The sequence below is a fragment of the Variovorax sp. dw_954 genome (assembly GCF_018449755.1).
Lineage (GTDB): Bacteria > Pseudomonadota > Gammaproteobacteria > Burkholderiales > Burkholderiaceae_C > Variovorax.
The window spans coordinates 1-6,965 of record NZ_JAAVVD010000056.1 but is presented as its reverse complement, the minus strand read 5'-3'; the positions used below and the strand labels follow the sequence as shown (position 1 = coordinate 6,965).

Genomic DNA, 6,965 nt, shown 5'->3' with positions numbered 1-6,965 from the left:
ACCATCGAACCACAGCACCTTCAGGATGTCGCCGCGTTTGCCGCGGAAGACGAAGACGTGGCCGCAGAACGGATTGGCTGCAAGTGCCGTCTGCACCATCGCGGCCAAGCCATCGAAGCCCTTCCTCATGTCGGTATGGCCGGCCACGATCCACACGCGTGTGTTCGATGGAAGACCGATCACGTGCGCCGTGCCAGCACGTCGAGGACGACGCGCAGTCGTTGCGCCTCGACCTGGCCGTGCAGGCGAACAAGAGCGCCGTGAATCTCAATCTCAATGCTCTGCGGGTCCGACGGCGCGCATGGCGGCGGCGAACTCGCAGGCGGCGATGCCTGGAACGTCACCGGCAACAGCGCCGGTGTCAACGCGACATCGCGATCACGGGCACCGTGCAGAACAATCCAACGACGCAACAGGTTCGCGTTGACCCCGTGCGTCATGCCGGTGGCCGCTACCGAAGTCCCGGGGACCAAGCATTGCCGGACCAGTTCAGCCTTGAACTCATCGGCATAAATCCGTTTGCCATTGCTGCGCACGCTCAAGACGCCAGGGGGCAGTTGCCTCGGGTGTTCTCTCTCGGTCAGATCATTCATGCTGCGTCCACTACTCATGTCAGTGGACGCAAGGGTGCAGCGGCAACTCTCTCAGCTCAAGAGGGTACTGAGGCCACGCTTACCTTGCAGCGGCTGACAGCGACGATGAAGTTCAGCGAGGGTGTGCCCCCAGACCTCGTCGAGCAGATGATCACGAAGTTCTGCGTCGACCATCCCGAGCGCTACCTGCTGGCGTTTGTATATGGCCCCCTTGGCCAACACGATCTGCTGCGCGTGAGAACTGACGCCGAGAAGTTCTTGCTGCTGGCCGCCCTCAACCTCGTGGAGTGCATTGCCTACGTCGGAGCACAGCTGCAGTCCAGGTGACCCGCCTGCGGCCGGTCAAGATGGGATGACTGGACGCTCACGGAACAAATCCAGGCAACGTGCCGGTATGCCTTTGAGCACATGCTGCGCTAGCCATTTGCCCTGCTGCAGTCAGGCGCTCCACCGCGCAGCAACGATAGCGCCTCCCGCAAAAGCAAAAGCTGCACTGCACACCCCTCAGTAAATGGATGCTCTCCTACTCGGTATCAGGAGGCGTCGCCAGAGACTCGTCTTCATCGGTTGCGTCTGAGACGCTCAACCGCTCAACGTCGCCCGTAGACCCGCTGAAGCGTCTAAGGCAAGTTGTGCAAAGCGCTCTAGGCGTTCTATTCTTCTCATGGTTGCCTTCTCCGTGGCTGCCTTGAGTCTCGAGTCGACGGAGGAGTTGTCGTCCTGCAGAATGAACTGCACGATTGGCAGTTCAAAGGCCACGTCGGCATCGCCTTGGAGCGCTTCGCTTAGCGTTGTCTGGAACTCAACGCTTGCCAATGGGTGCTGTGCGCCCTTTCGAAGTGCAAACCCGATTAGCTCCCGCGCCGCATAGTCAAGTTGTAGCGCAAGTTTCAACCAATCATTTTCATTCCGAATGTTCTCCGCATCTGCGAGAGTCATTGCATGTGGGTTGAACCGATTGAAAGTGTTGGACGGGTCTAGTGAAGCTAAGGTGCGCGCCACCGACTCGATGTCCCCAAGGGGCTTGGCGTTGTTGGGGGCCGCGAATCGGTGAGACCACAGACGCAATATTTCGCGAACACATGCCTCTTCTGCTGCCTCTTTGCCTTCGGGCGGTGCCATCTCAACAGCGTGCATCCGCTCCGATATGAGGTGTGCCATCCATTCGGCTGTCAGGTCCTCATCTTTGGCCATGGATGCGGCCAGTCGCTTCCCCAATTCGATGATTGACTTAGAGCGTTCTAGGGATTCCATCGCGGTCCAGTAGGTAAATGCGTCGATAGTCCCAAGGATAGGGCTCCCACCCCTCTCGCGAAGCCACACCCTCGTCCAAGCGTCGTTCGACCTCGATACTCACAATGAGGCATTTGTCGGGAAAAGCCGACAGCAGAGAGTCGATGAAGGCACCGTCTGCGGCCAAGCGCGTCCCAGAGTAGATAGCCTCATCCCGGCCCAAGCCCGCGACCCTTGTCCAACTCTCCGAACGCAGGGTTCCACCGCGTCTTGCTGTCCAACGGCGACCGTCTGGAGTGGCAGAGAGGTTTGCAACGTCCAAGGCTTTTGCGCTTGGGGACGGCGGAGGAAATCCAAGGCTCGCCCCCCACGCGTCGCGCTCATCGAGACGATGTACATTCGACGGACTATCGACCCATGCTTCGAGGGGAGAGGCGTCATTGTTCGCCGACCAACTTCGGTCCGTAGACGGTAGGAAGAATCTGTCGGTCGATGCAGTTTGCAGCGCGGCTACGAGCGCCGGCGCTATTTCTCGCGCAGCGAGAGCGCTACGGACACTAATCGTCTCCCTTTCACCCCTGTCCCCATGGCCCCAGTAGCCCCAAAGCACTTGCAGTCCGTCGTCGGTCGTCAGTTGACTGTCGATGTAGTCTGCGGAAACATTCCAAGACCAGTTCGGTTCACGATGGTGGTCTGGCGTAGGCGTTGCCACCACCAACGACGGGTCGCGACGGTCGACCAACCAATGCCCGTTTGAGTGCGAAAGCATCTCGCCGTCGAGCCATTCTTCGAATAGGTCCAGATTGTCTTCGCGCGAGCGCCTGGTCGGCGTCTCCTGCAGCAAAACAGCTGCCACCAGCATCATGGCGTGATAGCAGCGATAAGCCTGAGCATCGTCTGTCTTCGGCATCGTCCCGTGCGAGTGCAGGGTTTCCCTACCATGCGAGTCGAAGATGCCGCGGGAATGACGCGCATCCTCCTGCCAGTTCATACCATGGGGAGGGAAGGATGCTCTCAATACAGAGCGAACTCGTCTTTCGATGGCTTTTTCCGAGATGCCGAACGTACGCCCCAATGGGGCGAACCAGTACGGCCCTATGTCAATGCCGAAGTAGTACTTACCGTCTCCCTCGCCAGAGATTTCATCTCCGGCCTCATCGTCATGGCGCCCCCCGTAGTCCTCAACCATCCCTGGGGTCAACGTAGACGAGTTCACAGAGGAAAGTGCGGTCGGGTCGCCGACACCGCAAGCCATGAGCGCTTTGGCAGCGAATCCCCGAATCAGAACATGGCCTGACTCCAGTTCTCGATGCAGATGATCGATGCACTGTATAGGCAAGTGGGGATGAGTCAATGTGCCTCGTGCCAGCCCAATCACCAACCACTGTCTGGCATGCCAGCTATAAAACTCTAGCCGTCGGTCCGCGAACGCGCCGCCCCCACCCATGCTCGCGCAGGCGACGAGTTCCATGAGGAGCTCGTCCCAACCGATTTCCACGGCGTTCCTCACGGCGTGCGCAAATTCCCAGCGTTCACTCCCAACAGGCGAGCCAAGTCCAGACCAGATGTACCCCGCAAGAGCGGCGGTCGTAGATGGTGGAGGGCGCAGTGAATCATGCCACGCACCATCTCCCCTGTCCTCCTCGAGAGCTTCGTCCAGCAGGTCGATTCCATAGTCGAGTGCTTCCGCCGCCTCCGAGCTTGAGAGCAGCGACGACAGCGGGTCCAGCAGATGAAAAAGGGCCGACGCGTCCATCCCGTCCAGTTTCGCTGCATAGCCCTCTATAAGCGACTGCACTACATCTGCGTCTGACACGATTCCGTCGTCGTACCAAGCCTCAAAAGGAAGAAGCGCCCAGTAGCCTCGTCGAAAAACTCGGCTTGGTTCTCTCCGGCATCCGTCCAAGATTGCGGAACGCAGCGCCTTTTTTACTGACAGCAACCGACGACAGTTGGGGGGAAGAGCCTTCGACAGCGTCCGAAGGTCGTAAAGCGAAGAATCTGCCCAGGAGGAAACTGCCGCAACGAGGCCTGGTGCTTTTGCTGGCCCCGCGCGGCCCACGGCTTCCTGAAGGAAGTCATCAGTTGAGCAGTTGCAACCTGATGCCCGGCATCGTGCGAGGGCGGCTTTCAATGCGAGCGGGTCGTCCAGGGAGACGCCCTGGAACACCTGATTCCAATCAGGAGCGCTTCTATCGGAGGCCGACGCGGAAAACGCGGGCTCCCTTGCGGCGCTGGAGGTCTGACCTACACAGGCCTGCTCCGCGGCACGACGCAAGCGCTCGATGTCCAAGAGTTTGACTCCAAGTCGAGTTCCAAGTTCTTCGACGCGTTGCCAAGTGTCGGGCCCGTAGGGCAGAAGGCGCAAATATCGATATCCCGCTAGTAGGATGGCTCGCTTTCGATCAACGTCCGATTCGGCTTCCACAGCGCTAACAAGTTCTTCGGCGCGGTTCCATTCAGCATCGATGCCTGCAAGCACAACTGGCGTATGCCGCGGCAATCCTCCCGAGCGATGCACGAGTGCTTGAACGGTGACTGGTAGCAGGCGTGAGTACCTTCCAAATCTCCTGTCTCGCCATCTCGCAGAGATGGCCAGTGAGGACGGGCCACAGAGCATCGCTAAGACCTCGGCCGTTCCGTGCCAATCAAAATGCTTGTCCCTGGCCACGTATGCGTAGGTCAACTCTGCAGCTCTTGAGAGCTTGTATGCGAGCTGCGGCTGAGCAACGGTAGCGGCTCCAGCAGCCTTGCCAAGGTTCAACAACGCCGCCCAGCGACTGATATTCTCTTCGCCAATCCGGCTGGCAATCGTAATTGCTCGCTCGAAACAAGCGACCGCTTCCGCCTGACTCAATGGCAGGACCGCCCTGGCGAGCAACTGAAAGTTGTCGGCTCGGGATTCGGCATCCTCGTTCTCCAAGGCTTCAACTCTTTGAAGCGCGTACGGCGCGAGTTCAAGTGCGAACCTCGAAAACCCCGCTGCTCGTGCTGCTGACTTGCAAATGGAAATGAGCGTAACGGGCCAAAGTGCAGCCTTCTCGTCCTCGAACCAGGAGAAGAAGCGGTTCTCCAAACAATTGTCAGCGGGCGAATCTGTAAGCGTTCCGAACCATTGCTCCGCAATGACCTGTGTGAGTGCCTTGCGTCCAAATTGCGCATAGGTCTCCGCATGGGATAGGTTCTTCAGTAGTTCGCTGATTGTTCGTGAGGCATCTTTCGGATTTCGACCACAGAGTCGCTCAGCGCGCAGTTCGAACCATCCCAGGACTGCTCTCAGGTCTCGCTGATATGCGCTGATTTCCCCGTCGTGGGTCCGCCCGGTCACTTCTGCTTCACGAACTGCGTCCCGCTTGGAAGAATGGGACAGGGCCACGGGGTCCAGCTTTCTTCCGGTCATTGCCGCGTGCAGGGAATATGCTCGAAGCGTGGATTGCTGAATACCAAATCTATCCACCAGCCCCAAGGGTGGGTCGGCGGGCAAGTAGCGCTCCAACAAGTGATGCCACGCGTGAAAGTTGTGTGGCAACGACCTCATGGCCAGGGCGACAGCTCCGGTGACGGCCTCAAGAAGGCTACCTCTGTCTTTCAAGTGTTCTTCTCTCGAGAGAACAACGCGTCGGTCGCATAGAACGCGGAGCAATCGTTGAAGCGGTTCTGGTGGGGGATTGTGACTAGTTGCGTCCGCTGCTGAGGCAAGTGCCAGTAGGAGCCATGGGTCGCGAGTCGCTGCTGTGAACAAGGTATCGAAGAGGTCTGCGTGGCCCAAATCAAGCAAACGTGCCCCCAATAGTCGTCCGGTGTCGAACGCAACAGTTCGAGAGTTCCAGCCACGTAGAAAGCGAGTCACATGCTCAGCACCGTTCACGTGCAAGATGGCGAATGCGAGCTCCGCAATGTCGGCGTCTTTGATGCCTTCGCCGCGTCGTTCCTCATCGGGTAGTCGGCTCCAGGCCCTGAGCCAGTCACGTGCGATGCGCAATCGGCTTGCTGCTTCGGCGTGCAGCGCTGTGTGCCCAGAAAGTAGGCTGGCGTAGTACGCCTGAGCTGATCCCATCCAAGTCGAGGCAAACGTGCGACGGGATACCAACTCTTCGATACGGTCAACGGACAAGAGCTGACCCGCGAGGTCGGTGTTCTGCTGAACCAGTTTGTTTTGCCTCGCCTCGGCAGCCAATTCCCCGCCCGCGCGCATGCAAAGCTTGCCGGCGGGCAAGTAGCGGCGCGCACCTAGGCACGCCTTTAAAGCGAACACTAGTCGCCGAAGCTCTACATCCCGACGTTCTAAGGGGTTGTCCGCTGGAAGGCCTGAATCTGAGAGCGCGAGCTCAACGACTTCGTCGAGTCTTCCCGCAGCAAGAAGCAACTCAGGAAGCATTCCTGCCGCATAGGAACTATGGCTCGCCAACGGCCTCAAACGCTGTAGTAGGAACCCCATAGCCGCTTCGTCGGGCTGAAATTGCTCGCGAAACCAAGTTTCTGCTGGTTCATCGAGAAAGTGCAGACTGTTGCCTTTGACGAACAGAGGCCTGCCGAGGTCGATGGCAAAGCTCCGAACGGCGCCCTCAGATGTGCCAGAGATTTCGGCAAGAACAGATATCGGTACCAGTGGACGGAGGACCGCCAAACACTGACAGATGAGGTCAATGCTTCGAGCCTCAATAGAACCGTCACGCTCCTTGAGTCGAGCAACTGCCTTCGACAGCAAGTCACCGATGGCGCGGCTTACAGTAGTAGGCGTCGGACCAAGGGAGCGCAACATGTCCTCCAAGGAGGACTTTTGAGAGAGCGCGAGGGCTTGAACGCGAGGGTTACCACTTGTCAGGGTCGCGAACTCTCGAATTTGCTCTGGTGGCGCCGATGGGAAATATCGGAGCAGATGCTGTGCCGACTCCTCTTCGTCGAAAGGTTTGAGTTGGAACTCGATTGTCTCTGGCGTCGCATCGAGAAGCTTGCGGCGGTGGGAGCGAGACGTCAATGCGAGATGGACACCTTCGGGAAGAGGTAGCCGGAGCAGGTCGGGAACGAAACATCTATCGCCTCGATCACTCGCGGCCATGCAGGCGTTGTCCGCTGCATCGATGATGATGAACAGGCTGGCATCCGCCTGGCGCCCACGAATAATCGATATCGCCTGCC

5 protein-coding genes are annotated in these 6,965 nt (G+C 58.7%); 1 reads left to right on the top strand and 4 read right to left on the bottom strand.

The window, feature by feature from the left end:
- Both tnpB and HB681_RS37100 read right to left on the bottom strand, forming a co-directional pair.
- On the bottom strand, positions 1–183 hold a 183-nt coding region (gene tnpB, locus HB681_RS37105), incomplete at its 3' end, for an IS66 family insertion sequence element accessory protein TnpB (protein ID WP_213959902.1).
- Entirely contained in the window at positions 180–593 is a 414-nt protein-coding gene (locus tag HB681_RS37100; RefSeq protein WP_213959901.1) for a transposase, read from the bottom strand. The genes tnpB and HB681_RS37100, both read right to left, overlap by 4 nt.
- A gap of 105 nt (positions 594–698) precedes the next feature.
- Here HB681_RS37100 and HB681_RS37095 point away from each other — a divergent pair, with 105 nt between their 5' ends.
- Positions 699–920, top strand: a complete 222-nt coding sequence (locus HB681_RS37095) for a hypothetical protein (RefSeq protein ID WP_256735264.1) — start codon at positions 699–701, stop codon at positions 918–920.
- Positions 921–1,175: 255 nt separating this feature from the next.
- Here the strand turns inward: HB681_RS37095 and HB681_RS37090 are convergent, their stop codons facing one another.
- Positions 1,176–1,847: a hypothetical protein gene (locus HB681_RS37090; protein ID WP_213959900.1), complete on the bottom strand. Its 672-nt coding sequence runs from the start codon at positions 1,845–1,847 to the stop codon at positions 1,176–1,178.
- Positions 1,825–6,885 (bottom strand): hypothetical protein, encoded by a 5,061-nt coding sequence (locus HB681_RS37085; protein WP_213959899.1) that lies wholly within the window; start codon positions 6,883–6,885, stop codon positions 1,825–1,827. Before HB681_RS37085 ends, HB681_RS37090 begins: the two co-directional genes overlap by 23 nt.
- Positions 6,886–6,965 lie beyond the last annotated feature (80 nt).